Source organism: Bradyrhizobium sp. Y36, assembly GCF_002531575.1.
GTDB lineage: Bacteria > Pseudomonadota > Alphaproteobacteria > Rhizobiales > Xanthobacteraceae > Bradyrhizobium.
On sequence record NZ_NWTI01000003.1, the window covers coordinates 213,293 to 237,494 of the forward strand.

Here is a 24,202-nt window from a genome sequence, read left to right on the forward strand (position 1 = left end):
GATGCGCTCCGCCGAAAACCATCGCGAAAAGGCTGGCTGGTGCGGCGATCGCTCGCCGCACCAGCCCATGCTTGTCAGTAGACGTCGTTACGCGTGTTGAAGACGTTGAACTTGCCGGTCGGGGTGACCAGACGCCGGTCACGAATGACCGTCTTCAAGGTCAAGGTCTTGTCGTCGACGACCACGATCGCCGAGTCCTGCGCCTTGTTGTTCCAGACGGAGAACCAGATCTCCGTGCCGTCCTTGTTGTACTCGCCCTGCACCACGCGGCGGGCGCCTTCCGAGATGCCGGACCACTGACCGATCGGCAGCACCTTGTAGGTCGGCTTCTCCTTGGCGAGGTCCTTGATCTTGAACACCGCGACCGACGAGGAGATCTCGGCGTCCGTGTTCAAGGGCGTGTCGACGTAGAGGTTCTCCGACTTCGGATGCGTCTTGATGAAGAGCGATCCGCCGCCCTGCCCGTCGACCGTCTGCACAACCTTCCAGGCGAACTGCTTGTGCTTCTCGGGATCGGTGCCGATGAAGGAGATCGTCTCGTTGCCGAGATGGCTCGTCGCCCACACCGGCCCGAACTTCGGATGCTCGAGATTGGCACCGCGTCCGGGATGCGGGGTCTGGCCGCCGGTTTCGACGACGCCGACCAGCTTGTCCTCCTTGGTGTCGACGATCGCGACCTTGTGGCGGGCGTTCGCCGCGACCAGGAAGTAGCGCCCGGTCTTGTCGAAGCCGCCGTCATGCAGGAAGCGCTCGGCCTCGATCGACGTCACCTTCAGGTTCTTGAGATCCTGATAGTTGACGAGCAGGACCTGACCGGTCTCCTTCACGTTGACCACGAACTCCGGCTTGAAGTGCGAGGCCACGATGGAGGCAACGCGCGGCTCGGGGTGATACTCCTGCGTATCCTCGGTCATGCCGCGGGTCGAGACCACCTTGATCGGCTCGAGCGTGGCACCGTCCATCAGCACGTATTGCGGCGGCCAGTAGGCTCCGGCGATCGCAAACTTGTCCTCGTAGCCCTTGAACTTCGAGGTTTCGACCGAACGCGCCTCGGTGCCGATCTTCAGCTCGGCAACCGTCTGCGGCGGGTCCATCCAGAGATCGATCAGGTTGAGCTTGGAGTCGCGCCCGATGATGTAGAGGTAGCGCCCCGATGCCGACATGCGCGAGATGTGCACGGCATAGCCGGACTTCAGGATGTGCTCGATCTTCTTGGTGTTGCCGTCGATCAACGCGATTTCGCCGGCGTCACGCAGCGTCACCGAGAACAGATTGTCGATGTCGAGCTTGTTCATCTTCTTGGTCGGCCGCTGCGCGACCGGAACCAGGACCTTCCAGCTGTCCTTGATTTCCTTCATCCCGAACTCCGGCGGCTGTGCCGGGGTGTTCAGGAGGTAGCGGGCCATCAGGTCGATGTCGGCCGTCTCGAGCTGGCCAGAGGTGCCCCAGTTCGGCATGCCGCCGGGCGAACCATAGGTGATGAAGTCACGCAGATAGTCGAAGCCGAGCTTCTTGGTGAGATCGGGCGTCAGCGGCTTGCCGGTCGCGCCCTTGCGGAGCACGCCGTGGCAGCCGGCGCAACGTTCGAAATAGATCTGGTTGGCCTTGTCGAACTCGGCCTTGGTGAGGTTGGGATCGCCCGGCTTGGTGCCGGGCTGCTCGGTCGCGCCCTTGCCGAGAACGTCCAGGCTCGGCTGGTACTGGCCGCCCGGCGTGGTCTTGTGCTGCTCGACATCGGCAGGTTTCGGCGCCTGCTGCTGCGCGTAGCCGGCCGTCGTCGCACCCAGAAGCAAGAGACTCGCTGCGGCAATGCCGCCCGCAAGTCTTGGAAATAGAGAAGCTCGGCCTCGCATTACATTCCTCCAGCATGAGAATCCGATGGAGGCCTTATGCAGGGATTTCGACGAATTCTCCTTGACCGCGGTCAATCGAAACATTGATCCACCTCAATGCGCTCGCCCCGCAACGCTGCCTCATCCGTCGCATGCGATCGTCTGGAATCATCTCCGCCGCTGCACGGCAGGCCCTGTCCGCACTGGCGGCGCTCTCCGTGATGTTCGGCAGCGCACACGCAGCCGACCTCGGCATCGCCGCCAAGTTCTTCGCCGAGCCCGTCGTGATCGAGCGTGCCGATGGCAAGCCTCCGGCGGCTCTGGTGCGGGCTGCGGACGGACGCCTGCTCGGCTACGCCTTTTCAAGTCTCGATGTCTCCGGCTCCGTCGGCTATGCCGGCCGGCCGCTCGATATCGTCGCGGCGGTGACGCCCGGCGGCATTGTCGCCGGCGCCGAGATCGTCGCGCATGAAGAGCCGATCCTCGTGATCGGAATTCCCCGCGACGCGCTGGCCGCCTATGTCGCCAATTTCCGCGGCTTCGACGTGCGCGGCAGCACCACGTTCACATCCGCTGGCGAGTCCGCGCGTGGCCCGCACGCCGTCGCCGGCGCGACCATCACGAGCACGGTGATTCGCGATGCGATCGTACGCTCGGCGCGCGCCGTGCTGCGCAGCCGGACCAGTGCGCCCGAGCGGGCCGCGCGGCTCGACCGTGAAACCCTGCGCCGGTCGTCCTGGGCCTCGCTGCTCGCCGAGGGCGCGGTGCAGAGGCGGCTGGTGAGCCGCGGCGAAGCGGCAAGGCTGCTCGGGACGCGGGACAACGAACCCGACAAGGCCTTCATCGATCTCTGGATGGCACTCGCCACGCCGCCGCCGATCGGCGAGAGCCTGCTCGGCCAGCGCATTTACGAGAGCGAGACGGCCAAGATCGGTCCCGAGGACGATCTGCTTCTGATCGGCGCGTCCGGACTCTATTCGTTCAAGGGCACCGAATGGCGCCAGGCCGGGACCTTCACCCGCATCGAGATCGTCCAGGGCTCGCGCACGCTGCGTCTCAAGCCCGCCGATCATACCGCGGTCGAGTCGCTGCACGCGGCCGGCGCGCCGGAGCTGCGCGAGGTCGCCGTGTTCCGTATCCCGCAGGCGAGCGGCTTTGATTCCACCAAACCATTCCGGCTCGACGTCGATCTCGGCGCCGGCGCCGCGCCGAGCGCTCCTGCCGTGATCTCGCTCGACTATCGCATTCCCGAGCGTTACCTGATCGCCGCGCCCGCCGAGCCGCCCGCGGCGTCGACCACGGCCGCCCCCGCTCCGGTGCAGACGGTGTGGCAGGAGATCTGGTGGGCGCGGCGCTATGAGATCGGCGTGCTCGGCGCGATGCTGACGGTGCTGGCGGCGATCCTGATCTTCCAGGACACCGTGACGGCCCACGGCGTGTTCTACTATCGGCTCCGCACAGGCTATCTGCTCCTGACGCTGGTGTTCCTCGGCTTCATCGCCAACGCGCAGCTCTCGGTCGTCAACGTCCTGACCTTCATACACGCCCTGCTCTCCGGCTTCCGCTGGGAGCTCTTCCTGCTCGATCCTCTGGTGTTCCTGCTCTGGAGCTTCGTCGCCTTCAGCATGCTGTTCTGGGGCCGCGGCGTGTTCTGCGGCTGGCTCTGCCCGTTCGGCACGTTGCAGGAGCTGACCAATCAGCTCGCGCGCAGGCTCGGCATCAAGCAGATCGAGATTCCGTTCGGGCTGCACGAGCGGCTGTGGATGATCAAATATGTCCTCTTCGTCGCCATCCTGGCGATCTCGCTGCGCTCGATCCTGACCGCGTTCCAGCTCGCGGAGGTCGAGCCGTTCAAGACCGCGATCACCATGAAGTTCCTGCGGGAATGGCCGTTCGGCGTCTACGCCGGATTGCTGCTGCTCGCCGGCCTGTTCGTCGAGCGCTTCTACTGCCGCTATCTTTGCCCGCTCGGCGCGGCACTCGCGATTCCCGCCCGGATGCGGATGTTCGAATGGCTCAAGCGCTACCGCGAATGCGGCGCGGAATGCCACGTCTGCGCACGGCGCTGCACGGTGCAGGCGATTCATCCGCTCGGCCAGATCAATCCCAACGAATGCATCTATTGCCTGAAGTGCCAGGCCAATTATTTCGACCAGGACGTCTGCCTCCACCTGAAGAAGCGCGCACAACGGCGCCAGCCGCTGCCGCAAGCCCCTTCCCAGCCGTCGTGAGGACACACGATGCTTCCTGACCGTCCGACACGCCGTCGCGCCATCACGATCTTCGCATCGGCCGCTGCGGTCGCGATCGCGGGTCCCGCCAGTCCGGCCCGGGCCGATTTCGAGTGGCGCGGCACGGCGATGGGCGCGGATGCGCGCATCCTGTTCAACGACATCGAGCCGGCAGAAGCAAAGGGAATTGCCTCGCTGGTCGAGGCGGAGATCGACCGCCTGGAAAACGAACTGAGCCTGTTTCGATCGGGATCGGAGCTGTGCAGGCTCAATCGCGACGGCGCGCTCACCGCGCCGGGCGGCGATCTGCGCCGCGCATTGGCGCTGGCGCTCGAGATCGCAGCCGTCACGAACGGCCTGTTCGACCCGACCGTGCAGGCACTGTGGGAAGCCCATGTCGATTGGTTCGCGGACAAGAGCCACACTGGCTTGCCGCCGCAAGCCGTCATCGCCTGCGCGCGGCAGGCCGTGGACTGGCGGACTGTCAGGATCGAGCCGGATTCGATTCGTCTCGGCGACAACCAACGTCTGACGCTCAATGGCCTTGGCCAGGGTTACGTCACCGACCGCGTGGCGGACATGCTGGCGGCGAAGGGCTTCACCAACATCCTGGTCGATCTCGGAGAGATGCGGGCGATTGCGCCGCGCCACGACGGATCGCCATGGCTGATCGCGCGCAACGGCGCCGCCCCGCTGCAGCTGGCGGAAGGTGCTCTTGCGACGTCGGAGGGCTCGGGCTGCGTGCTCGGTGCCGACGGTTCGGCGCACCATCTGTTCGATCCGCGCAGCGGCCGCAGTGCGGCTCATTGGCGCACCGTCATCGTGCACCATCGCTCGGCCGCAATGGCCGACGCCTTGTCGACGGCGCTCTCCATCGCATCTGCGGGTGAGATTCAAGCGTTGCTGCCCCGGCTGAGCGGCACGGCGATCTGGGCTACCGACCCGGCGGGGCATCGTTCAACCTGGACCGCCGGCCCGCACGACGGCGTCGTCGGCTGAGCGACGATGCACGCTGAGCCATCGCAGATGGCAGCGATTCGCTTGTGGCCATCCTTCGAGACGCCCGCCGTTGGCGGGCCCTCAGGATGAGGATCACGTGTGCCGCGCCAGTTTCAACGAGCACCGATGCCGCTCAGCCTCATCCTGAGGCGGCGCGTGAGCGCCGTCTCGAAGGACGAGGCGCGCGCTCCGTTTGGACGAGTACAGCTTACTTGGTCTTGCCGTCGCCGTCGTATTGCTTGAGATAGGCCCAGAGACTCTTGGCCTCGGCTTCGTTCTTGATGCCGGCGAATGCCATCTTGGTGTTGGGCACCTTGGCCTTGGGGTCCTTGATGTAATCGAGGAAGCTCGCTTCATCCCAGGTGATGCCGGAATTCTTGTTCGCGTCCGAATAATTGTAGCCGGCAATCGATCCCGATTTGCGGCCGTCGAGACCGTTGAGCACCGGGCCAACCTTGTTCTTGGCGGTCGCGCCAACGTCGTGGCAGCTGGCGCATTTCTTGAAGGCGGTGGCGCCCGCCGTCACGTCCTGCGCGTAAGCAGCGCTGCTCGACACCGCAGCGACTGCGATTGCGATCAAAACACGCTTCATGTCATCGTCTCCTGTTTGAGTGAAACTGGTCGGGCTACGCCGCGGATACGCCGGCGCGGAGGGTGAAAAAATGAAGGCCCGGCGTTTGCCGGGTTCTGCAGCATCGGGATCACGCCGGCACGGATTTGACCTCGGGCCGCATCGCGCGCGGCGCTGGCGGCTGGGCGCACATCATCCTGGGCTTGACGGGGCAACGTGCACTGATGCGATCGCAGGCCACGAGCTTGCAGAGCTGCGCCATGTCGCGCACCACCACGTTCGAGGCGCGCACGTCGACACCCACCATGCGCAACTTGGCGAACACGCGCGAGAGCGACTCCGGCTTCAGGCCCAGCCTGCCGGCGATCAGCGATTTGTCGTAAGGCAGTGCGATCGTGCATGGCCCCTTGGTTCGCGGTGCGAGCGAGGCGAGAAACTCGGCCACGCGCTGCGTGGCGCTCTGCGCCATCAATTGCTCGATCTGCTGAACCATGCGGTGCAGATGCTGCGAGGTCGATGCGATCATCGCGATCGCGACGTCGGGCATCTGGCGAATGCAGGCGATGACGTGGTCGGCCGGAACGACCATCACGCGGGCCGACGTTACGGCACTCGCGGTAGCAGGGTAGCGTCCGGACGTGAATGTAACAGCTTCGGCCAAGCTCTCACCTCTCGTGAGCACGTTGAGCACGGCCTCGTCCCCGGCGGGGGTGACCCGGTAAAGCTTGACCCAGCCATCCAGGACGACAAAAAAAGCCTGAGCCGGCTCGCCCTGACGAAACAGCGTATGACCCGGCCGGAGATTGAGGATGCTGGCTGGCCCCAGCAGGACCGCGAGGGCTTGCGGCTCTAGTCCGCTGAACACCGGTATTTCCGCGGTGATCTCAAGATCAACCGGAGTGGGCGCCGTCATCGTCGTCTCATCCCTGATGTTTGATCCTGGTGCCTGACTATTGATCATCCATCGCATCACAATTTGAGCTGGATCAATTCCACCGAGGGGCCGGCTCGCACGAGGAGCCATCAACAGGACTCGATCGCCGCGTCGGAAAGCCGCCATGCGACAATCGACCTATTTCCATCCAGCCCTCTTTGTGGGAGCGCAAACTCCAGCGCGTTCGCGACCTATTGCCACCTGCGCACGCCTTTTTGCCGCGCCGCCGCTGGTCGGATTCGCACCGTGCAATGCGCTGTGACGTTCAATCGTCATGATGCAGGGAGCATGCAGGCGACCGGTGAACCAGGTCCGACACGATCCACACAGCGTCAGGATGCCGAGATCCTTTACGCGATAGAAACGACGTTCGGCACTCGACGCATGATCGCCGATCACCGTCGCGACGTGCTCGAAAAGGCCTGCAACATCATGGCGACAAAAGACGTCGCGGCGAGAACGAGCGTAAGTCCGCGGACCGGCTCGCTGGAGAGGATCGCCGCGAGCGAGGCACCACAGGCCGCGCCCGCCATTTGCGCGCAGCCGAACAACGCCGCCGCCTGGCCCGCCCTGTCGCCGAATGGCGACAGCGCCGCCGCGCTCGAAAGCGGGCTCGCGATCCCGACCCCGAACAGGAAAACCGGCGTGATCATGAGGAATGCCCCCAGCGCGATCTCCCCAATCAGCGTCATTCCAAGCAGCGCGATCGCTGCGGTGGCGGCCAGAGTAAGGCCGGCCAACGTCGCGCCTTGGCGGCCAAACCGCGCCGCCAGCCTTGGCGCCAGCACGCCGGCGCCAAACACGATGAAGACGACGCCCGCAAACAACCAGCCGAGGGCAATGGGCGACAAACCAAATCCCTCGAGAAGCACCCGCGGCGCGCTTGACAGCACTGCGTACAAGCCAGCCATGAGCAGGCCGGCGGTCCTTGCGGGCGCGCCAAAGCGCGCGTCTCGAATCAAGCCGAGATAGCAACGGATCACCTCGCGCAGGGGACGGGGACCGCCGACCGTCTTCAGAGTTTCGCCAACTGAGATCACGTATATCGCCCCCGCACCGGCAGCGACGGCCGCGACGAAGACGAACTCGAAACGCCAGCCGAGGAGAAGATCGATCGCGCCGCCGAGGAGAGGCGAAAAGCCCGGAGCGGCCGCAGTGGCGATCGTGATCGACGCCATCGCCCTGGTCAGCTCCTGGCCGTCGAACAGGTCCCGGGCGATCGCACGCGACAAGACTGCAACGGCGCAGACACCGGCTGCCTGCACCGATCGACCAACCAACAGGTTCAGGAAATCTGCCGCGAGCGCGCACCATGCGGTGCCGAGCACGAAGATGCAGAGCCCGGTCACGATCGGAACCTTTCGCCCGAACCTGTCCGACAACGGACCGACGACGAGCTGCCCCGCGGCGAAGACCACCAGGAACACGGTTATGCTCGACGTCACGGCCGCGCTGGACACGCCAAGATCGGTCGCAATCGCCGGCAAGGAGGGAAGAAAGATGTTGGTCGACAGAAGTCCCATCGCCGCGAAGGCACAGATCACACCTCTCCCGGCGATCCCCGTTCGCCGACCGGACCTGCCGGCAACAGCCTTACCCAGGGCGACGTCACTGCTCATTGCCGGTGCTTTCGCGGTTTGGTGACCTGCAGGATGGCCGACGGCCTGATCGTCGGCAGCGCCGATCGGACACGGGCAATTGTGAGCAGGCGCCGTTCGGATGTCGCCCTAGGAATGGAGGAGATTTTGGCCGAAGCGGAGCGCGCACCTGGCGGTTCCGTCCCGCGCGCGTTCAACCCGCCAGCGGCGTCGCATACTCCGCGACCAGCCTGACGAGATCGGCCTGTCGCGCCGCGCCGGTCTTTTCGAACAGGCTGCTGACATGCGTCCTGATCGTCGTGCTGGCAACGCCGAAGGCGCTGGCAATCTCCGGAACCCCGCCGACCTCGACGATGGCGAGCAAGACGCGAAGCTCGGTCGGCGTCAGCTTGAACGCGTTGCCGATCGTCTGCTCTGCGAAGGGCATCGCAAGCAACGCCTTTCGGACGAACAAGGCGGCGACGGCGGTATGGACGATGCCGGCTCGGCGCCGGGCACCCGACGTCAATGGGAGCGCATGGGCAACGTAGCGTTCGCCGTCGCTGCCGGTCAGCGGCATGGCGATCCCCCTGGTGCCAAGCGCAGCGTCGCCCTGCCCCGCACTCGCAAAGACCTCCCGCAAGGCCCGGTCGACCTGCATGTCACGCGCGGCCAGCCGCCCGCCGACGGACGTCAAGACCGCGCATGTGCCGAGCAGCGCGTTGCCGGCGGCATTTGCGTGAATGAGACGGCCGCCCATATCGACGAGGAACATGCCCGCATCGAGCCCGTCGAGCGCATCGGCGAACGTTGCGACCTCTGCCGCCTTGAACTCGAACATCCCACCGATCAAGACCGCGCGCCGGATATGCGGGGCGATCAGCTTCATGTGCCGCCGCGCCTGCTCGTCGGCAATGCCGCTCTCCCGATGACGAAAGATGCCGAATATCGCCGCGCTGATCGTCGTCCTATCGACGACCGCGCTCAGAAAGTCGATCAGCCCTTGAGGTTCGGCCCACTGACGATAGAAGTTCGTCTTGGTGAGCTCGTCGAGCGGTATCAGATCTGCGGTCGCAATCGGCTCTTCGATGTCTCCCTGAAAATGCGCCGCTGCAGCCGGATAGATTTCGCGGAACAACTCCACCGGCAGCGGCCTTTGAAATCCGACGCCATGAGGAATTGCGGCGTGCTGGACACCGACATCCTTGCAGAACAGCCCGCCGCCGGTGCCGCCGACGAACCGGGCAGCTCTTGCGATGGCATCCTCCCACCGAGACGGGTCGATCGCGGCGTCGTAGACGATGCCGATCAGATCGCTGAGCTCTCGCGGATCACCGGAATTGACTGGCACGGACAATGTCTGGACCGATCACAGGCTTGGCACGGGATTCATGGAGCACCGAAACCGGGCCTACGGAGACAGCCACCGCACGTTCGGGAGCTCTTCAACCCTGTCATCGTCCGCTCCTCTCAGATCGTACCGATCGGTCACACTGCTCGGACGAGACAATTCCGTCATCCTCCGTTCGGAGGACGACTTTTGCCCCGTAGGTCGTCCGTGACGGAACGATTTGGAGCGTCCATGATGACAAGGTGGTCGGTCATCCGCTTGGCGGATGGTTCAGCGCTTTCGTCATCGTGCGCCAAAATGGTAGTTCAGGCCGGCGCGCGGCCGCCTCAGTTCCCCTCACGGACGAAGACGTAAGTGGCGGAATATGGGGCGACGAGCGCGGTGCCGGTCCTCTCGCAGGAACCTTGCACGGCACCGCCATGCGTTTCGATCCGCTGCACGGTCGTCACCTTCGAAAACACGCCATCCCCGCGCGCGCTGACGACGCTGAGCTTGAGCCAGGCAATGTCGTCCGGCGTCGCGCCTGGAGCGCTCGCCACGACCTTCCCCGTGATCGCGCTGCCGTCCACGCTCTCCCAGACCGGACCCGCGTAATGGCGGCCGACGGTCGTGCCGTCCGAAATCAGCGTCGCAATCGGCTCGCGGAATGTCCAGACCAGCTTGCCGTCGCTGCCGGCCTTGCATTCATAGGTTTGCGCTCCCTCGGCCAGCAGGCTCGCGACCACCGTCCCATCGGCGGAGATTTCCTTCGGCACCACCGACTTCGTAGCCCCCGTGCCGAACGTGATGACGGCGAGGATCAGCGACAACAACTGGACGACGTTCTGCATGCCTGTCTCCTGCTGGATCGATTTCTCAAGGACCTCTTCACGGCGTGCTGCGCACCGGCGCGCGCCGCCGTTGCGCCAAGGGCGCCGACGTGACCTGCGAATCAGCGATCGTTGAGGTAGCAGTCGCGCGAAACATTCGCCTCCTGCAAACCTAGGAGACGTCTCTCGCGATCCACAGGGAGCCGGATCCGTTAAGCCGGCAGGAGCCGCTTATGCGGCCGGCAACGCGAACGAGAACGTCGCGCCGCCCTCGGGTCCATATCCCGCGACCAGCTCGCCTCCGTGTTCGCGCACGATGCCGTAGCTGATCCAGAGGCCGAGCCCCGTTCCCTCCCCGACCCGCTTGGTCGTGAAGAACGGCTCGAAAATGTGGCTGATGTGATCCTTGTCGATACCCGGGCCGTTGTCCGATATCCGGAACAGGATGTCGTTGCCCTTGCGCGCCGCCGAGACGACCAGCCGCGGAGCTTCGGTGCCGCGCATCGCGTCGATCGCATTCTCGACGAGATTGACGATCACCTGGTGCAGTTGGCCCTCGTTGCCGGAGATCCAGAGGTCCGGCTCGATCTCCAGCTGCAGGTCGAGACGCACCTGCTTGGTCCGCACGGCCCACAGCACCGCGGTGTTGATGAGCCGCTCGATGTCGACGCGCTCGACCTCGCCGAGCTTGCTGAAGGACAGCCGGCGGAGATTCTTCACGATCTCGCTGATGCGGACCGCGCCTTCCAGGGTGCCTTCGATCAGCGGCCCGAAATCCTCCAGGATCTCGTCGATGCGCAGGCTGCGCCGCTCGGCCGTGAGGTCACTGTCCTTCTCGCCGTGAACCGCGTCGAGATAGGCGACGATCGCGGTGCGATAGCGCATCAGGGTGTGGACGTTGCCGTAGACGAAGCTGATGGGATTGTTCAGCTCGTGCGCCACGCCCGCGACGAGACGGCCGAGGCTTGCCATCTTCTCCTGCTCGACCAGCTGCCGCTGGGCGCGCTGCAATTCGTGATGCGCCTTGTGCAGCTCCTCATAGGCGCGGCGAAGCTCTCCGATCGGACGTCCCGTCAGCACCACGCCGATGAAGCGGCCGCGATGATCATGGCGCGGGGATGCGTTGATCGCGAACAGGTCCGAGCTGCCGCCCTCGCGCGAAAACCGCAACTCGCCATCGACGACATCCGAGGCGCTGCGCGGCTTCAGCAGCGGCACCAGCTTGGCCGTGTCCTTGGCATCGATGACATCGGCGATGTTCGTGCCGACGATGTCGGTGACGCTGCTGCCGAGCGTGTGCTGGAACGCTGAATTGACCTGCTGCACCAGCCCCTTGGCGTCGCAGACGATGAGGATGTCGGAGACGGATTCGATGACGTTGGTGACGAAGGCCTGCGCCTCTTCCAGCTCCGCGTTCTTGTGCTCGAGGTCGACCTCGTAGCGCAGGAGGTCGGAATAGACCTCGTCCATCTTGCGGATGACTTCGATCCAGGCGCCTTCGCGCTCCTGGTCGAGCTCCATCGTGCCGCGCTTGCTGATCATCTTGAGCAGCGTTTCGGGCTCGCTGGTCTCGGGAGGGTGCGTTACCTCAGGCATTCTTCCTCAAATCATACCTGGACAGCTTGTTCCTGAGCCCCACGCGCGACAGCCCGAGCTCATTGGCCACCCGGCTGATATTGCCTTCGTAGCGCTCCAGAGTGCTGATGATAACCGCCTTCTCCAGATCCTCCACCTTGTCCTTGAGGGTTGCCGCGCCGTTCAGCTTGCCCCGGACCGCAGGCGCCGGCGGCTTGCCGTTGCGCCGGCCGAGCAGCGGCGGGGGCTGCAATTCATCGGCGTCCGCCAGCACCACCATGCGCTGGATCTCGTTCTGCAGCTCGCGGACATTGCCGGGCCAATGGTACCTGGCGAAGGCCTCGAGCGCGGAAGGCGCAAAGCGCAGGCCTTGCCGGTTGAAGGAGGTCTTCACCGAGGACAGCACGCCTTCGGCGATCAGCGAGACGTCCATCGGCCGCTCACGCAGGGCCGGCATGTGGACGGGGAACGCCGCCAGCCGATAATAGAGATCGCGCCGGAAGCGGCCCGCCTCGACCTCCGCCTCGAGATCGCGGTTGGTCGCCGCCACCACGCGGACATCGACCTTGCGCACGCGCTGCGCGCCGAGGGGGCGGATCTCGCTCTCCTGCAGCACGCGCAACAGCTTGACCTGGAATGCCGGCGAGGTCTCGCCGATCTCGTCGAGGAAGATGGTGCCGCCGTCGGCGACCTCGAACAGGCCGATCCGGTCCTGATAGGCGCCGGTGAAGGCGCCCTTCTTGCAGCCGAACAGCTCGCTTTCGAGCAGCTCGTCCGGCAATGCGCCGCAGTTCTCGACCACGAAGGCCTTGCTGGCGCGCGCCGAGCCATAGTGAATGGCGCGGGCCAGCAGCTCCTTTCCGGTCCCGGACTCGCCCGTGATCAGCACGGAGATGTCGTAGTCCGCGGCGCGCCTGCCGAGCTCGATCACCTTGTGCATCGGGCTCTCGGCGGAATGCACGATGCGATCGAAGTCGTAGAGCTGCTTGGCAACCCCGCGCTTGACCGAGACGACCTTCTTGATGTGCCCCGGCGTCGCCTTGACGTCGACGCCGGCGGTTTCCGTCTCCTTCTGCAGACGATAGAGCTGCACCGCCTCCTTGACGATGTCGACCAGCCGCTCCGGCTGCCAGGGCTTTGTGATGTATTGATAGATGCCGGCCTCGTTGAGGCCCGCGATGATGTCCTCGGAGTCGGAGTAGCCCGAGATGATCATCCGCACCGGATCGGGCCACAGCTCCCGCACGCGTTTCAGGAAGCTGACGCCGGATTCATGGGGCATGCGCTGGTCGCACAGGATGGCGTGGACGATTTCGCCTTCCAGCAGCTTTTCCGCGTCCGCCGCATTGCCGGCGCAGAGCACCTCGAAATCCTCCCGGAGCACGCGCCGCAGCGCCTCCTGCGAGCGGACTTCGTCGTCGACGACGAGAATGGTTCCCAAAACGCTCATGAGGGCACCACCATGGCTCTCTGCCGCCCGGTCGTCCGCCGCGACCGATGATTGGCGATGGTCAGCGGCGTGCGCGACTTCGGCACCTTGTGGATGAAGTTATAGCGGGCGACGTGGTAGCTCGGATCGAAGCCGTAGAAATTGAGCCTCATCCGCCGCAGTTCCTCGTCGCGATAGGCTTGCAGCGGCTTTTCGGCCTCGTCCGCCGCGCGGCGTCTCTGCTTGTCGGTGAGCCGCGCCGCGAAGCCTTGATCGGCAGTTGCAGCGGCGGCGCGCTTCACGAGGCTTTCGCGCCTCAGCTCGTCGCCTGCCAGGACGCGATCGACGATCCCGAGGCGCTCCGCTTCGGCGACGCCCATCGGCAGCCGGCACTGCGTGATCCGTGTCGCGTTCTCGGCGCCCGCGCGGCGCGGCAGCAGATAGGTCCAGTATTCGGAGCCGAACAGATTGCCCATGTCCTTGTAATGCGGATTGAGCACGACCTGATCGCTGGCCCAGACCTCGTCGGCCGCCAGGCTCAGGAACACGCCGCCCGCCCCCGCATTGCCGCGAATGACCGATATCACCAACCGGTCCGTGGTCTCGATGATCGCCCGCGCCAGATCGTCGATGGCATTGATGTTGCGCCAGGACTCGTCGGCAGCGCTGTCGGCGGCCTCGATCTCGGCGAGATGAATGCCGTTCGACCAATAGTCGAAACCGCCGGTCAGAAGCAGTAGCTTTGTCGGGCGCGCCAGCGCGGCCCGGTAGGCTTCCAGCAGCGCTTCGCAGTCGGACGTCGTCATGGCGCCGTTGTAGAAGGAGAACTGCAACTCACCGACCTCGCCATGCTCGCGATACCGAATCGGAGCATAACCGCAATCCGGCCGCTGCGGCAGGTTCGCGGCTTGCTCGGCAAAAACCCTTGTCGCCGATCGCTTCAAGCTTTTCGCTTCGAGCTGGCGGACGTGGCCGATCCAGACCGCGCCATCGACCGTCGCGCGGGCCAGGGCGCCCTCGCATCGTGCGACGACCGTGCCGGGAACGCCGCAGATATCCCTGGCCTCGTGGGCATCGAACAGCCGTACGTCCTGGAAGAACAGGCTGTCGAGGAGCCCCGGCATGCCGTCGGCGCTGTTGATCTTGCGCAGCACGGTCTCAGTCGTGTCGTGCTGCCAGTCGATCGCCCGGTCCGACTGCCGGCAGGGCCCGCGCACGCGAATGCGCGCATCGCCCTCGCGCATCGGCTGCGGTGTCGGCCGTCCCGCCGCGATCGCCTCGATGGCCTCCAGCACAGCCTCGACCGCGCATGAGGTGACCTCGTTGCGGTAAATGCTGGATTTTGCGGCGCGCCGCATCGGGAACGTGCGGAACGCCCAGACCGGACCGGCGTCGAACTCGCCGTCCGCCTGCAGCACCGTGACACCCCATTCGGCCGCGCCCTCGAGAATGGCCCAGTCGAGCGCAGCCGGACCGCGATCGCCGGGCGGCCCGGGATGCACCACCAGGCAGCGCACGCTCCGCCAGACATCTTCCGGAATCGCCCGCTTGAGGAACGGCGCGATCACGAGGTCCGGCTGATGGAGCGCCACGCTTTCGCGCGTGACGTCGGGGTGGATGTCGAGCTCGACCGAGACCTCGTGGCCGCGCTCGCGCAGCTCGACATGAAGCCGCTGCGTCAGGCTGTTGAAGGAATGCGATAGCAGCAGGATGCGCATCATGATCCCTCAGCAAATCCGCGGCAATTGCTCGCCCGACAACCAGTCGACGATCCGGCCGCCGCCAAAGCTCGTTGCCATCTGCACGAAATGATGGTCGTCGGCGACGGCCTCGCCAATGTCGGCGGCATCCCGGCCGAGCGGATGTGCGCGCATGGCGGCGAGCACGGCGCCGGCAACCTCGGGCGCAACGATCGCAACCAGCTTGCCTTCATTGGCGACATGGAGCGGATCGAGCCCGAGCAGTTCGCAAGCAGCCGCCACGCCCGGCTTGACCGGGATCTCCTCCTCCTGGAGGTGAAAGCCGAGGCTGGACTGCTGGGCAATCTCGTTCAGCGTGGCAGCGAGCCCGCCGCGGGTGGGATCGCGCATCAGGCGGATGCCGGCGCCGCCGGCCTCGACCATCCCGGCGACGAGACCGTTCAGCGCCGCCGAATCCGACACGATTTCGGTCTCGAAAGCGAGATTCTGCCGCTTCGACATGATGGCCACGCCGTGATCGCCGAGCGTGCCCGAGATCAGGACACGGTCGCCGACGCGCGCGTTCTCGGCCGACAGATCGAGCCCGTCGGGGACGACCCCGACGGCCGCTGTCGAGATGAACAGCCCGTCCGCCTTGCCGCGCTCGACCACCTTGGTATCGCCGGTGATGATGTGGACGCCGGCCGCGCGCGCCGCCTCGCCCATCGATTCCGCGATGGTCTTGAGGTCGGCGAAGCGAAAGCCTTCCTCGATGATGAAGCTCGCCGACAGATAAAGCGGCCTCGCGCCGGCCATGGCGATGTCGTTGACCGTGCCGTGGACCGCGAGCGAGCCGATATTGCCGCCGGGAAAGAACAGGGGCGAGACCACGTAGCCGTCGGTCGTCATCACCATGCGCCCGGCGCCGACGTCGAAGGCCGATTGGTCGTTGCCGCGCGCCAGCCATTCATTGCCGAAGGCTTCGTGGAACAGCCCGGAAATCAGCTGCGCCATGGCCCGGCCGCCCGAGCCGTGGGACAGGTCGACACAGCCGTTCTTGATGTCGAGCTTGCGCTGGTAGGCCTTCATGACGCCCGCCTCTGCTGATGGTCGCGGAACCGGCCGTAGGTCCAGTGCGCGGCGCAGGCGCCTTCCGAGGAGACCATGCAGGATCCCATCGGCGTCTCGGGGGTACAGACGGTGCCGAACAGCTTGCAGTCAACCGGCTTCTTCACTCCGCGCAGGATGGCGCCGCATTCGCACGCCGGATTGTCGTCGACACGAAGCTCGTTCATGCCGAAGCGGACCTCGGCGTCGTATGTCGCGTAAGTGCGCTTCAGCTTCAGCCCGCTATAGGGAACCTGCCCGAGCCCGCGCCATTCGAACTGGTCGCGGAGCTCGAAGATGTCGGACACTTCCTCCTTGGCGCGCAGGTTGCCGTCGCGCGTCACCGCGCGGCTATACTGGTTCTCGACCTCGTGCCTGCCCTCGTTGACCTGGCGCACCAGCATCAGGATCGCCTGCATCATGTCGAGCGGCTCGAAGCCGGAGATCACCACCGGCTTGCCGAACTCTTCGGCGAAGAACTCGTAAGGCGCCGTGCCGATGATGGTCGAGACATGCGCCGGCCCGACAAATCCGTCGATCTCGACACGGCCGATGTTGCGGATGTCGGGGCTCTCCAGGATGTTCTGCATCGCCGGCGGCGTCAGCACGTGATTGCAGAACACGCTGAAATTCGAAAGCTGCTTCTTCTCGGCCAGCCGGATCATCACCGCGGTCGGCGGCGTCGTGGTCTCGAAGCCGATGGCGAAGAACACGATCTCGCGCTCGGGATTCTCCTCCGCGATCCTGATCGCGTCGATGGTGGAATAGACCATGCGGACATCCGCCCCCCGCGCCTTCGCCTTCAGCAGCGAAGCGCCCTGCGAGCCGGGCACGCGCATCAGGTCGCCATAGACGCACAGGATGATCTCAGCCCGCTCCGCAAGCCGGATCGCCATGTCGATGCGTCCGGCCGGCAACACGCAGACCGGGCAGCCTGGGCCGTGGATCATCCGCACGTTCTTCGGCAGCATGTCCTCCAGGCCGTAGCGCGAGATCGCATGGGTGTGGCCGCCGCAGAACTCCATGAAGCGATACGGCCGCGCCGGATCGGTCTCGGCGCGAATGGTCCTGGCGAGGCCCAGGGCGATCTCCTTGTCGCGAAACTCGTCGGCATATTTCATGGCGCCACTCCCTGTCCCTCGACGCTCAGCTCGCGCAGCAATTCGAGCGTGCGCCGCGCCTCCTCGGGATCGATCTTGGTCAGGGCATACCCGACATGAATGATCACGTAGTCGCCCACCACGAGATTCTCGATCAGGGCGACCGAGATCTCCTTGCTGACGCCGTCGATCGAGACGATGGCCATCTCGTCGGGCAGTAGTTTCGTGACCTCGGCCGGTATCGCGAGACACATCAGGCGTTTCCTTCCAGATCTTGTTGTTCGTGAAGTGTCAACGCGGCGATCCAGGCCTGCCCCAGGCTGAGGCCACCGTCATTGGGCGGCAGCTGGCGCGGCAGCAGCGGCGTGAGACCGGCGGCGATGCAGCCGCGCGCGATCTCGTCCGACAGGGTCGCGTTGAGGAAGCAGCCGCCACCAAGGACAATGCTGGTGATTCCGGTCGCACGCGCCGCCCGGCCGATCCAGTCGAGACAGGCCGCGGCAAGCGTGCCGTGAAACAGCTCGGCGCCTTCGACCGGATCGACCTTTCCGGCCGTCAGGCGCTCGAACAGCGGCGCCAGGGACAGCACGCCGCGCTCGATGACCCAGCCGTCTTGCGCGATGCGGGGTTTCCGCACCAGCGCTTCCAGCTTCATCGCAGCTTCGCCCTCGTAGCTCTGCACCGGACAGAGACCCAACAACCCCGCCGCCGCATCGAACAGCCGGCCGGCGCTGGTCGTCGTCGGCACACCCGGCTGATCGAGGAGAGCACCGAGGCGCAGGGCCTGCGGCTGAGCATCGAACCGGGTCGCGATCTCGTCGCGCTGCCCGAGGCCATGCAGCACGCTGGCGCCCATCCGCCACGGTTCGCGCGCGGCGCGATCACCGCCCGGCATCTTCATCGGCGCGAGATGTCCGAGCCGCCGGAAGCCGGCGCCCTCGCAGGCGAGCAGCTCGCCGCCCCAATTGCCGCCGTCGCGGCCGTGACCGAAACCGTCGAGCACCAGCGCCAGCGCAGGGCCCGTAGTGCCATGCTCGGCCATCACGGAGGCGGCATGGGCGTGATGATGCTGAACCGCGATCAGCCGCTTGCCGCTCGCCTCGGCGAAGCGGGTCGAGGCCATGTTGGGATGCAGATCGTGCGCAATGACGACGGGCTCGACGTCGAGCGTCGACAGCAGATGCGCCACCGTCTCCTCGAAGAAGCGGACGCCTTCCGCGGTGTCGAGGTCCCCGATGTGCTGGGAGACGAACGCCTCATTGCCGCGCGTCACCGTCACGGTCGATTTCAGCGTGCCGCCGACGGCCAGGATCGGCGGTACCGACCGCGCGAGGCGAACCGGCTCCGGCACGTAGCCGCGGGCGCGACGGATGAATTGCGTCCGGCCCGAAACCACTGCCGCCACGGAATCGTCGGCACGCGTGACGATGTCGCGATCATGCGTGACGACGAGGTCGGCAATAGCGGCAAGGCGTTGCTCGGCTTCCCCATTGTCGATCAGGAGCGGCTCGCCGCCGGGGTTGGCGCTGGTGGCGACGATCGCCCAGCTTTCGCCGGCCGGTTGGCGGACCGCATGCAGCTCATCGAGGATCAGGTGATGGAGCGGCGCGACCGGCAGCATGACGCCGAGACGACACAATCCGGGTGCAATCGCCGGCGCGAGCCGACCGCGTGATCTCATCAGCACGATGGGCCGCGGCGAGCTTTCCAGCAACGCAAGCTCGTCTCGATCGGCATCAGCGATCTCCGCCACCACGTCCACCGATCCGACCATGACCGCAAAGGGCTTCTGGTCGCGCGGCTTGCGCTGGCGCAGCCGCCGCACGGCGGCGTCGTCGCGCGCGTCGCACAGCAGTTGATAGCCGCCGAGCCCTTTGATCGCGACGATCTTGCCGCCGGCAATCGCCGCGGCAATGTCAGGGATCCCATGGCTGAGCCTTGGGCCGCAGGCCGGGCAGGCAATCGCCTCGGCATGGAAACGGCGGCTGCCGGGATCGGTATAATCGTCCGCACACGCCGCGCACATCGCGAAATGCTTCATGGCCGTGACCGGACGGTCATAGGGCAGCCGCTCGGCAATGGTATAGCGCGGGCCGCAATGGGTGCAGTTGACGAAGGCATAGCGATAGAAGCGGCTGCTCGGATCGAACAGTTCGCGCAGGCATTCCTTGCAGGTCGCGGCGTCGGCGACGATGCGCGTGGACACCCTGCCCTGTTCGCTGGCGCGGATGCAGAATCCCTCGCCCGCCACCGACCTGACCGGATGCACCGAGATGTCGTCGATGCGGGCAAGCGGCGGTTTCTCCAGCGGCAGCGCCGTGATGAAATCGGCGGCGCGCTCCCCCTCGACCTCGATGACGACCCCGTCGGGATCGTTGGCAACAAAACCGCCGAGACGATAGCGCGTGGCGAGACCGTAGACATAGGGGCGAAACCCGACGCCCTGCACCGCGCCGCGCACGTGCAGGCGCAGTCTCGTCACCTCGGCTGCGCTGGTCCCGCCGTTCATCGTCATCCCTGCGCCGCCATCTCGGCTTGCTTCAGCTTCGCCCAGCGCCTGCGAATCCAGGCGTAGAAGGCCGAAAATCCCTCGCCGGTGCGCGCCGACACCGTCATCACCTCGATGCCGGGATTGACCCGCCGCGCATATTCGACGGTCTTGGCCAAGTCGAAATCAAGCACCGGCGCAAGATCGATCTTGTTGATCAGCATCAAGGATGCCGCCGCGAACATATCAGGGTATTTGAGCGGCTTGTCCTCGCCCTCGGTGGTCGAGAACACCACGATCTTGCAGGCTTCGCCGAGATCGAACGCCGCCGGACACACGAGGTTGCCGACATTCTCGATGAAAAGAATGCCGCCGTTCAGCCAGGGCAGCCTGTCATAGGCCTGGCCGACCATGGCGGCATCGAGGTGACAGCCCTTTCCGGTGTTGACCTGGATCGCCGCGACGCCGGTGGCGCGGATACGTTCGGCATCGTTGGAGGTCTGCTGGTCGCCCTCGATCACGCCGATCGGGAAGCTGTCCTTCAATTCAGAGACGGCGCGAACCAGCAGCGAGGTCTTTCCGGCGCCCGGGCTCGACACCAGGTTGAAGGCAAGCACCGCGTCGGCCTGGAAGCGCGCGCGATTGTCGGCGGCGAGCCGGTCGTTCTTGCCGAGAATATCGCGCTCGACCTGGATGATGCGCTCGCTGCTCATGCCGGCGATCGCCTGCCCCGCGGGATTGGCGCTGCAATCGAGCAAGCCCGCCTCGTCTTGGGCGTGGTCATGGTGGTGATGGTGAACATGGTCGTGGTCATGGCTATGCCCATGACCACGATCATGATGGTGGTGCCCGCCGTGACCGTGACCATGATCGTGGTGATGATGATCATGCGCGTGTTCGATGGACGTCTTGCCGTCGCTGCAGCCGCAAACCGTACACATCAGTCGACCTCCAATTCCCTCACGCGCATTTCTTCGCCGCCCGTCACCTGCAATTGATAGCCACCGCAGGTGGGGCACGGCTCGTAACGCTGCTTGATCTCGACACTCTCTGAGCAGGCCATGCACCACGCGGTTCCCGGCGTCTCGACGATCTCGAGCCTGGCGCCTTTTGCGATGGTCCGCGCTGCGACGGCCTCGAAGCAGAATTTCATCGCCTCCGGCGCGACATGACTGAGCGCACCGATTTCGAGGCAGACGACGTTCACCTTGGAAAAGGAACGCTTGCGCGCCTCCTCCTCGACGATGCCGATAATGCCTTCGCAGAGCGCCATCTCATGCATGGCCCACCTCGCGAAAATCGAGCTTGAACCCGACGCAAGGATCGAACGCGCCGACCAGTGCGCGAACCGCGTCCCGGCCGCGCCGACCAGCCGCCAGCATCGCGCCCTTGAGGCTCCTGACCAGCGGACCGCGGGCATGGAAATTCCATTCGGTCGGCGCCAGGAACTCAAAATTGACGATGCGATTTTCCTCGTCAAGCACGATGGCATGGTACAGTCGGCCCCGTGCACATTCGACGGCGGCGGCTCCCTTGCCCGCGCCGAGCCGATAGGTCGCGACGACGTTGTCGTCGAGAACATCGTCACCGCGATCGAGCCAGGCGCAGAGCCGCGCGATCTCGGCGATGCGCGCCGCGAGGCGCGCGGCCGGATCCGCGGCCGGCAAGGCCGGACCGCGCCGCGCCCACCGCGCCCAGACACCGGTCTCCGGAACCTCACCGCGAAGTTCCGGCGCGTCGGAATAGGCAGCCCCGCCCGCAAGCAGACGCGTGATGACGTCGAGATCGTCAGCCACCGTCAGGAAGGATTGCTCGACCGACGGTGGCGACAAGCCCTCCCCCTCGCAGCTTTCGACATGGGCCGCGAGCACGCTGCCCGGCGCGAGAGCCTGGCCTTCGCCGGCAATCCCGAGCGCTGCGAGCGCGGCCTTGATCTGTGCCACGGCCTCGCGCCGCAAGGTCTCCGACACGCCTTCGCTGGCGCCGCCGAGAACGGTGGTCGCCTGCATCATGGCGCGGACGGCCGCAGCGCTCGCACCGTCGAGCGCGAGCCGGCCTACGAACAGGCTGCGCAGCAGTTCCGTCAGCCGCTCCGCAACGACCGCCGTGAGGCGACAGCGCGCCATCGCGGGTGCCGCCTGCTGGCCGTGCGCGGCCTCGATCGCCGACAGGAACGCCACCTGATGCGCCACCGAGCAGAGCGAGAACAGCCGCGGCAGCACCGGAAGCAGCGACGCGGCCGGCTTCCCGGTGAACAGCCGCGTCAGCGGCGGCCGGCTGCGCGGCTGGATCGCGACATCGGCGATCACGCCGCCGTCAAGCCACACCGTAATGTCGATCTCATTGCGGAAGGCCAGGCTCATTCGCGCCGCTCCGTCAGGGTGCCGCGCAGGAAGCTACGCCGATCGATCGGGGTTGTCGCGGGCTCGCGGCGGCGAACCGCCTCTTCGCTCTCGGCCGGCAACATCAGCTCGGCAAGCGCGGCTTCGGCCGTTGCCCGCGCCCCCGCCATGTCGGCGAACTCGAACATCGGCGAGAACAGCGAGCAGCTTGCGATCCTGCCCATCTGGCCGATCTCGCTCTGGCTGAACTCGATGTCGCCCGCGGGAAAACGGATTCGCAGGCTCGCGCCGGATGTCTCCCGCGCCGCGCTCGCCGGCATCACCACATTCATGAACCATGGCGTCACCATGATGCCGACGATCGTGCCATTGAACCAGCGGAAGCCGACTGCCTCGACGCCGAGCGCATCGTTGTAGATCGGCAGATCGCGCATCGCGCGGTCGCCGATGCTTCGGTAGCTTTCGGCCAGCAGCTCGCCCCACGCCACGGCGTCGGCTTCTGGATTGGGCGCGCTCCCCGTCATGCTTCGATCGCCATGAATTTTGATTTTGGCGCATCGCAGTTCGGGCAGTGCCACTCCTCAGGCAACGCCGCGAACGGCGTGCCGGGCGCGATCTGCGCGACCTCGTCGCCGTCGGCGGGATCGTAGACCGTCCAGCAGATGCCGCATTCCAGCCGCGTGGCCTCGGTGACGTCCTGACGCACGCCAAAATTCTCGAAGGCGCTCATCTGAAATAGGCCTCGATGATCTCCTGCAGCCGCTCGGCGGAATCCTCGAAATCCTCATCCGCAGCGAGCGCAACGGTCGGCACGCCGCCGACCTCGAGCGTATCGAGGATGATGGTGTCCATGGCATTGAAGAACTGCACCGACCAGACATTGCGGATGCCCGTGGACAGCACCCGGCAGGTGCCGTAGCCGCGCGACACCAGCTGGATCGGTCCGTTGCGGATCGTGTCCTGCAGGAAGCTCATGTCGACAGGGCTCATCGGCAGCAGCGTGAAATTGATGATCTGCGAGCGGATACCCGGCCGCCAAACCAGCGCGCGCTCGCGGATTTCGGCGAGCACCGGCAGCACGTTCATGGCGCCCTCCGGCACCTCGCCAATCTCGAAATCGGCAGACGTCAGATCGGCGGCCGCCCGCTTGACGATCTCCGGGACGGCGCCGATCTCGAGATATTCGGACGTGGCATCGGTTTCGAGCCGCACGCGCCAGATCCCGGCCAGCACCGATTCCTGGATCTGGGCCAGCGACCCGTCGGGCAACGCGACGACGCCGCCGACTTCGCCTTCGCCGAGCACGTCGGCGATGAGCTTGCTTTCGAGCTCGTTGAGATTGGCAAGCCGGAGCAGCTGTGTCGGCGCATCCGCCTTCTGGCCCGCGATGGCCTCGGCGATCTGCGAGAGCAGCGCCACGGCGTTCGGGCAGCTCTTGGCAAGCTCGGCGCTGTCGAGCGTTGCAAGCTTTGCCAGTGCGCCGGCCGCCGTCAGGCTGCCTTTCGACGCATTGAGACTCTCCTCGCCGATCGGAAACACGCTGACCGGTTGTTCGGCGCCTTCGGGCGCATCCCAGAATCCGACCTTCATAGCTCGGCCCCTTGCGCGCGATGCTGCGGAACGATGGTGACGGCGACCGCGGCGGTCTGCCCGCGCGGCCGGTCGATCAGCTTCGTGATGCGGTCGATATAGACCGACCAGTCCTGGATCTTGGCGATCAGGCCGAGGGTCTCGCCCTTGGCCACGAGGATCAGCGTCGGCTGCACCCGCACGCCGAAGCGCTGGCCGAGCGCGCTCTCGTCGCCGCGGGCGATGATCGCGCCGCGCAGCCGGCCATTGAACGCGGTGACCAATTCCGGCAGCACCACGGCGACGTCGATCGCCTCCGGGAAACGGTTGGGATCGCCTGCCGACAGCAGCACCGCGATTGCGCCGGCCTCGTCGGCCGCAGCGAGAAAATGATCGACCGTGGCGGCATCGACCTCGGGCAGGCCATACCGCGTCAGATCCTGCTTCCCCACCTGGAATTCCATCAGACCTCCCCTGACAAGCTTATGATTTTGCTCGGCATAGGATTAGCAAGGCACATGCCAGGATATTCCAGCAATATTCACCGGCTATCTAATTGATTTAAATCAGTGATTTTTCAGCCTCCGGGAGCGCTGCATCCATCAATGA

Annotated in this window: 22 protein-coding genes; 2 read left to right on the forward strand and 20 right to left on the reverse strand. The window is 65.6% G+C overall.

What is annotated here, in order from left to right:
- Nucleotides 1-74: 74 nt before the first annotated feature.
- Nucleotides 75-1,793: a nitrite reductase gene (locus CO669_RS07755; protein WP_198963890.1), complete on the reverse strand. Its 1,719-nt coding sequence runs from the start codon at nucleotides 1,791-1,793 to the stop codon at nucleotides 75-77.
- A 191-nt stretch (nucleotides 1,794-1,984) separates the two neighbouring features.
- Between CO669_RS07755 and CO669_RS07760 the strand changes: the two genes are divergently transcribed.
- Both CO669_RS07760 and CO669_RS07765 read left to right on the forward strand, forming a co-directional pair.
- The gene (locus tag CO669_RS07760) at nucleotides 1,985-4,063 is read left to right on the forward strand and encodes a NosR/NirI family protein (protein WP_143278642.1); all 2,079 of its coding nucleotides are present in this window, start codon (nucleotides 1,985-1,987) and stop codon (nucleotides 4,061-4,063) included.
- A 9-nt stretch (nucleotides 4,064-4,072) separates the two neighbouring features.
- Nucleotides 4,073-5,062, forward strand: coding sequence for an FAD:protein FMN transferase (locus CO669_RS07765; protein WP_097659195.1), 990 nt, complete (start codon nucleotides 4,073-4,075; stop codon nucleotides 5,060-5,062).
- Nucleotides 5,063-5,270: 208 nt separating this feature from the next.
- Here CO669_RS07765 and CO669_RS07770 read toward each other — a convergent pair whose 3' ends face one another.
- From CO669_RS07770 to CO669_RS07860, 19 genes are all read right to left on the reverse strand, one after another.
- The gene (locus tag CO669_RS07770) at nucleotides 5,271-5,654 is read right to left on the reverse strand and encodes a c-type cytochrome (RefSeq protein WP_097659196.1); all 384 of its coding nucleotides are present in this window, start codon (nucleotides 5,652-5,654) and stop codon (nucleotides 5,271-5,273) included.
- Nucleotides 5,655-5,763: 109 nt separating this feature from the next.
- On the reverse strand, nucleotides 5,764-6,546 hold the full coding sequence (locus CO669_RS07775; protein ID WP_097659393.1) for a Crp/Fnr family transcriptional regulator: 783 nt from the start codon (nucleotides 6,544-6,546) through the stop codon (nucleotides 5,764-5,766).
- Between the two features lie 416 nt (nucleotides 6,547-6,962).
- The gene (locus CO669_RS07780) at nucleotides 6,963-8,186 is read right to left on the reverse strand and encodes an MFS transporter (RefSeq protein WP_245444222.1); all 1,224 of its coding nucleotides are present in this window, start codon (nucleotides 8,184-8,186) and stop codon (nucleotides 6,963-6,965) included.
- Nucleotides 8,187-8,358: 172 nt separating this feature from the next.
- The gene (locus tag CO669_RS36290) at nucleotides 8,359-9,495 is read right to left on the reverse strand and encodes a helix-turn-helix transcriptional regulator (protein WP_245444224.1); all 1,137 of its coding nucleotides are present in this window, start codon (nucleotides 9,493-9,495) and stop codon (nucleotides 8,359-8,361) included.
- A 326-nt stretch (nucleotides 9,496-9,821) separates the two neighbouring features.
- Nucleotides 9,822-10,325 carry a DUF3455 domain-containing protein gene (locus CO669_RS07790; protein WP_097659197.1) on the reverse strand — a complete coding sequence of 168 codons (504 nt, stop codon included), beginning with the start codon at nucleotides 10,323-10,325 and terminating at the stop codon, nucleotides 9,822-9,824.
- 210 nt (nucleotides 10,326-10,535) lie between these two features.
- Entirely contained in the window at nucleotides 10,536-11,900 is a 1,365-nt protein-coding gene (locus CO669_RS07795; protein ID WP_097659198.1) for a PAS domain-containing sensor histidine kinase, read from the reverse strand.
- A complete protein-coding gene (locus CO669_RS07800) occupies nucleotides 11,893-13,329 on the reverse strand; it encodes a sigma-54-dependent transcriptional regulator (RefSeq protein WP_097659199.1) in 1,437 nt (478 codons plus the stop codon). Before CO669_RS07800 ends, CO669_RS07795 begins: the two co-directional genes overlap by 8 nt.
- Nucleotides 13,326-15,029, reverse strand: coding sequence for a hydrogenase maturation protein (locus tag CO669_RS07805; protein WP_349627002.1), 1,704 nt, complete (start codon nucleotides 15,027-15,029; stop codon nucleotides 13,326-13,328). Before CO669_RS07805 ends, CO669_RS07800 begins: the two co-directional genes overlap by 4 nt.
- A 6-nt stretch (nucleotides 15,030-15,035) precedes the next feature.
- Nucleotides 15,036-16,076 (reverse strand): hydrogenase expression/formation protein HypE, encoded by a 1,041-nt coding sequence (gene hypE / locus CO669_RS07810; RefSeq protein WP_097659200.1) that lies wholly within the window; start codon nucleotides 16,074-16,076, stop codon nucleotides 15,036-15,038.
- Nucleotides 16,073-17,215 carry a hydrogenase formation protein HypD gene (gene hypD, locus CO669_RS07815; RefSeq protein ID WP_097659201.1) on the reverse strand — a complete coding sequence of 381 codons (1,143 nt, stop codon included), beginning with the start codon at nucleotides 17,213-17,215 and terminating at the stop codon, nucleotides 16,073-16,075. The genes hypE and hypD overlap by 4 nt, the downstream gene beginning before the upstream one ends.
- Complete coding sequence (locus CO669_RS07820; protein ID WP_097659202.1) at nucleotides 17,212-17,448, reverse strand: HypC/HybG/HupF family hydrogenase formation chaperone; 237 nt, start codon at nucleotides 17,446-17,448, stop codon at nucleotides 17,212-17,214. Before CO669_RS07820 ends, hypD begins: the two co-directional genes overlap by 4 nt.
- Nucleotides 17,448-19,709, reverse strand: coding sequence for a carbamoyltransferase HypF (hypF, locus tag CO669_RS07825; RefSeq protein WP_097659203.1), 2,262 nt, complete (start codon nucleotides 19,707-19,709; stop codon nucleotides 17,448-17,450). Before hypF ends, CO669_RS07820 begins: the two co-directional genes overlap by 1 nt.
- Nucleotides 19,706-20,623, reverse strand: coding sequence for a hydrogenase nickel incorporation protein HypB (gene hypB, locus CO669_RS07830; RefSeq protein ID WP_097659204.1), 918 nt, complete (start codon nucleotides 20,621-20,623; stop codon nucleotides 19,706-19,708). Before hypB ends, hypF begins: the two co-directional genes overlap by 4 nt.
- Nucleotides 20,623-20,964, reverse strand: coding sequence for a hydrogenase maturation nickel metallochaperone HypA (hypA, locus tag CO669_RS07835; RefSeq protein WP_097659205.1), 342 nt, complete (start codon nucleotides 20,962-20,964; stop codon nucleotides 20,623-20,625). Before hypA ends, hypB begins: the two co-directional genes overlap by 1 nt.
- On the reverse strand, nucleotides 20,957-22,045 hold the full coding sequence (locus CO669_RS07840; RefSeq protein WP_097659206.1) for a nickel-dependent hydrogenase large subunit: 1,089 nt from the start codon (nucleotides 22,043-22,045) through the stop codon (nucleotides 20,957-20,959). Before CO669_RS07840 ends, hypA begins: the two co-directional genes overlap by 8 nt.
- On the reverse strand, nucleotides 22,042-22,548 hold the full coding sequence (gene hybE, locus CO669_RS07845) for a [NiFe]-hydrogenase assembly chaperone HybE (protein ID WP_097659207.1): 507 nt from the start codon (nucleotides 22,546-22,548) through the stop codon (nucleotides 22,042-22,044). The genes CO669_RS07840 and hybE overlap by 4 nt, the downstream gene beginning before the upstream one ends.
- Complete coding sequence (locus CO669_RS07850; RefSeq protein WP_097659208.1) at nucleotides 22,545-22,754, reverse strand: rubredoxin; 210 nt, start codon at nucleotides 22,752-22,754, stop codon at nucleotides 22,545-22,547. Before CO669_RS07850 ends, hybE begins: the two co-directional genes overlap by 4 nt.
- A complete protein-coding gene (locus CO669_RS07855) occupies nucleotides 22,751-23,614 on the reverse strand; it encodes a hydrogenase expression/formation protein (protein WP_097659209.1) in 864 nt (287 codons plus the stop codon). The genes CO669_RS07850 and CO669_RS07855 overlap by 4 nt, the downstream gene beginning before the upstream one ends.
- Nucleotides 23,611-24,057, reverse strand: coding sequence for a thioredoxin domain-containing protein (locus CO669_RS07860; RefSeq protein ID WP_097659210.1), 447 nt, complete (start codon nucleotides 24,055-24,057; stop codon nucleotides 23,611-23,613). Before CO669_RS07860 ends, CO669_RS07855 begins: the two co-directional genes overlap by 4 nt.
- Nucleotides 24,058-24,202: the final 145 nt, after the last annotated feature.

Bases quoted from the DNA above. Each gene is read 5' to 3' on its own strand.
- CO669_RS07795 (WP_097659198.1), bottom strand. From the start codon at position 11,900: ATGCCTGAGGTAACGCACCCTCCCGAGACCAGCGAGCCCGAAACGCTG.
- hypF (WP_097659203.1), bottom strand. From the start codon at position 19,709: ATGACGATGAACGGCGGGACCAGCGCAGCCGAGGTGACGAGACTGCGC.
- CO669_RS07860 (WP_097659210.1), bottom strand. From the start codon at position 24,057: ATGGAATTCCAGGTGGGGAAGCAGGATCTGACGCGGTATGGCCTGCCC.
- CO669_RS07765 (WP_097659195.1), top strand. From the start codon at position 4,073: ATGCTTCCTGACCGTCCGACACGCCGTCGCGCCATCACGATCTTCGCA.
- CO669_RS07775 (WP_097659393.1), bottom strand. From the start codon at position 6,546: ATGACGGCGCCCACTCCGGTTGATCTTGAGATCACCGCGGAAATACCG.
- CO669_RS07780 (WP_245444222.1), bottom strand. From the start codon at position 8,186: ATGAGCAGTGACGTCGCCCTGGGTAAGGCTGTTGCCGGCAGGTCCGGT.
- CO669_RS07800 (WP_097659199.1), bottom strand. From the start codon at position 13,329: ATGAGCGTTTTGGGAACCATTCTCGTCGTCGACGACGAAGTCCGCTCG.
- CO669_RS07760 (WP_143278642.1), top strand. From the start codon at position 1,985: ATGCGATCGTCTGGAATCATCTCCGCCGCTGCACGGCAGGCCCTGTCC.
- CO669_RS07855 (WP_097659209.1), bottom strand. From the start codon at position 23,614: ATGAAGGTCGGATTCTGGGATGCGCCCGAAGGCGCCGAACAACCGGTC.
- CO669_RS07805 (WP_349627002.1), bottom strand. From the start codon at position 15,029: ATGATGCGCATCCTGCTGCTATCGCATTCCTTCAACAGCCTGACGCAG.
- CO669_RS07820 (WP_097659202.1), bottom strand. From the start codon at position 17,448: ATGTGTCTCGCGATACCGGCCGAGGTCACGAAACTACTGCCCGACGAG.
- CO669_RS07840 (WP_097659206.1), bottom strand. From the start codon at position 22,045: ATGAGCCTGGCCTTCCGCAATGAGATCGACATTACGGTGTGGCTTGAC.
- CO669_RS07770 (WP_097659196.1), bottom strand. From the start codon at position 5,654: ATGAAGCGTGTTTTGATCGCAATCGCAGTCGCTGCGGTGTCGAGCAGC.
- hypA (WP_097659205.1), bottom strand. From the start codon at position 20,964: ATGCATGAGATGGCGCTCTGCGAAGGCATTATCGGCATCGTCGAGGAG.
- hypD (WP_097659201.1), bottom strand. From the start codon at position 17,215: ATGAAATATGCCGACGAGTTTCGCGACAAGGAGATCGCCCTGGGCCTC.
- hybE (WP_097659207.1), bottom strand. From the start codon at position 22,548: ATGACGGGGAGCGCGCCCAATCCAGAAGCCGACGCCGTGGCGTGGGGC.
- CO669_RS07790 (WP_097659197.1), bottom strand. From the start codon at position 10,325: ATGCAGAACGTCGTCCAGTTGTTGTCGCTGATCCTCGCCGTCATCACG.
- CO669_RS07850 (WP_097659208.1), bottom strand. From the start codon at position 22,754: ATGAGCGCCTTCGAGAATTTTGGCGTGCGTCAGGACGTCACCGAGGCC.
- hypE (WP_097659200.1), bottom strand. From the start codon at position 16,076: ATGAAGGCCTACCAGCGCAAGCTCGACATCAAGAACGGCTGTGTCGAC.
- hypB (WP_097659204.1), bottom strand. From the start codon at position 20,623: ATGTGTACGGTTTGCGGCTGCAGCGACGGCAAGACGTCCATCGAACAC.